This is a genomic window from Holdemania sp., from assembly GCF_986127675.1.
Genome location: NZ_CFQZWI010000184.1, coordinates 1 through 2,175 on the forward strand (window position 1 = coordinate 1; position 2,175 = coordinate 2,175).

The 2,175-nt window shown below is 54.0% G+C and carries 3 protein-coding genes; all 3 read right to left on the bottom strand.

What is annotated here, in order from left to right; translation table 11 throughout:
- A partial coding sequence (locus tag AC5OW4_RS15110; RefSeq protein WP_493677199.1) for a shikimate dehydrogenase family protein occupies positions 1-518 on the bottom strand: 518 nt, incomplete at its 3' end.
- The gene (aroC, locus tag AC5OW4_RS15115) at positions 503-1,627 is read right to left on the bottom strand and encodes a chorismate synthase (RefSeq protein ID WP_195395804.1); all 1,125 of its coding nucleotides are present in this window, start codon (positions 1,625-1,627) and stop codon (positions 503-505) included. The genes aroC and AC5OW4_RS15110, both read right to left, overlap by 16 nt.
- 110 nt (positions 1,628-1,737) lie before the next feature.
- On the bottom strand, positions 1,738-2,175 hold a 438-nt coding region (locus tag AC5OW4_RS15120), incomplete at its 5' end, for a 3-dehydroquinate synthase family protein (protein WP_493677200.1).

The following is a 2,175-nucleotide window of genomic DNA, read 5'->3' on the forward strand; positions in this document are numbered from 1 at the left end:
TCCGATCTGCCGACCGGACTGGTATTGACGATGACCTGCGCGCCGCTGTGATCGCGGTACGCTTCTTCGTAGGTCAGTGTTTCCGGCGACGGATTGCGCTTGACCTTGACGATCGCCGCTGCGCCTAAATCCTCCAGCACCGCCTGTACGGCCTGCGCCGCCCCGCCGTTGCCTAACAGGATCACTTTCCGGTCCTGAATTTCAATGCCCGCTTGTTCCAGCATGAACCGACAGCCGTAATAGTCGGTATTTTTGCCGATCAGGCGGCCGTGGTCATTGACGATCGTGTTGACGGCCCCGATCCGCCGTGCCCGTTCATCCAGTTCTTCTAAATAAGGAATCACAGCTTTCTTATAGGGGATCGTGACGTTCAGTGCCGCGAAATCCTTGTTTTTCATCCAGGCGTCCAAGTCCTGGGGAGCCACCTCAATCAGCTCGTATGGATAGCCGCCCAGCGTTTCATGAATCCGTTGGGAATAGCTGTGACCCAGATGTTCACCGATCAGTCCTCGCCGCATGGCCGTTCTCCTTTCCACCACAGAATACCGAAGCGTTCAGTCAACAGATCCGCCAGCCCGAAAGCGATCAGACTGTCGACGACGACCCGCGCCCGATGCAGAATCGCCGGATCGTGCCGGCCTTCAATCTGCAGCGTCGTCGGTTCGCCGGTTTTCAGATTTACGCTGGACTGCGGTTTATAGATCGAAGGGGTCGGCTTGACGACCGTGCGGATGCGCAGCGGCATGCCGTTGGTAATCCCGCCGTTAATCCCGCCGTTATGATTGGTCAGAGTCCGGATATGCCCGTTGTCGATCGTGATGCCGTCGTTGGCTTCGCTGCCTCTTTTTGCGGCAAAATCGAAACCATCGCCGAATTCCACGCCCTTCACGGCGCCGATGCTGAACAACAGGTGCGCCAGCCGGCTCTCCACCGAATCAAAGAAAGGTTCGCCCACTCCGGCCGGCATGCCGACAACCGCGCTTTCCAGAATCCCGCCCATCGAATCGCCCTGGGCCTGAGCCTGTTCGATCCGCTGCTGGATCGCTGTCCGCGTTGAATCGCTCAAACATGCCAGATATTGATCCTCTAAGCCTAGTAGCTGCGCCCGCAGCTCTGCTTCCTCGTCCGCAAACGGAGCGTCTGTTAATTCCTGCATCTGCGCGACATGCGTTCCGACCTCAATGCCTTTCGCTTTCAGCATCTGGAGGAAAATTGCGCCCGCTGCCACTAACGGCGCGGTGATCCGGCCGGAGAAATGACCGCCCCCGCGGTAATCCTGATAGCCTAGATATTTAATCTCGGCCGTGTAATCGGCATGCGAAGGGCGCGGAATATACCGTGTTTTCGAATAATCCTTGCTTCGCATATTTTCGTTGCGGATAAGAATGCACAGCGGTGTGCCCGTCGTCCGGCCTTCAAAGACGCCGCTGACGATTTCCGGAACGTCTGCTTCCTGCCGCTGAGTCGATATTTTACCTTTAGGTTTGCGTTTCTCCATCTGCTTGCCCATCCAGACTTCGTCGATGCGGATGCCCGAAGGCAGACCCTGAATCACGACGCCGATCGCTTCACCGTGGCTTTCGCCGAACAGCGACAGCTCGATACACTGTCCAATCGCACTTTTCATCGTTTGATCTCCTTGTTTTTTTCTGGCTTTTTTGTCGTCTTTCCTTGTTCTGCCCTGAACGCAGAACAACTTGTTTTCCTTATATTCTTTTCATTAAAAGAAGTTTTCGATTACAAATATTCTTTGATCTTCTCCGTCGGGATATCTTTTAAATACGCTTCGCCGATCTTCCGCAGCAGTACGATCGTTAACGTTCCGCCGTCGATCTTCTTGTCTTTGGTGATAAAGTCGTAAACCTGTTGGCGGTCGTAGTCGATATCTTCTTTCAGATTCAGCCGCTGATAAATCGGATGCAGCCGGTCGCGGATCGTTTCATCTTTGATCATTTTCATCATGCCCAGCGCAACCGCTTCGCCATGGTACACATCGTGCAGATGGTAATAGCTCTCGATACCGTGTCCGATCGTATGTCCGAAATTCAGGATCCGGCGAACGCCGATTTCCCGTTCGTCAATCTCCACGACCTTCTTTTTCATCATCAGCGACTTGTATAAAATCTTCTCGATGTGCTCCATCGGATCGTCCGTTTCAAACAAAGATCGGAAGAG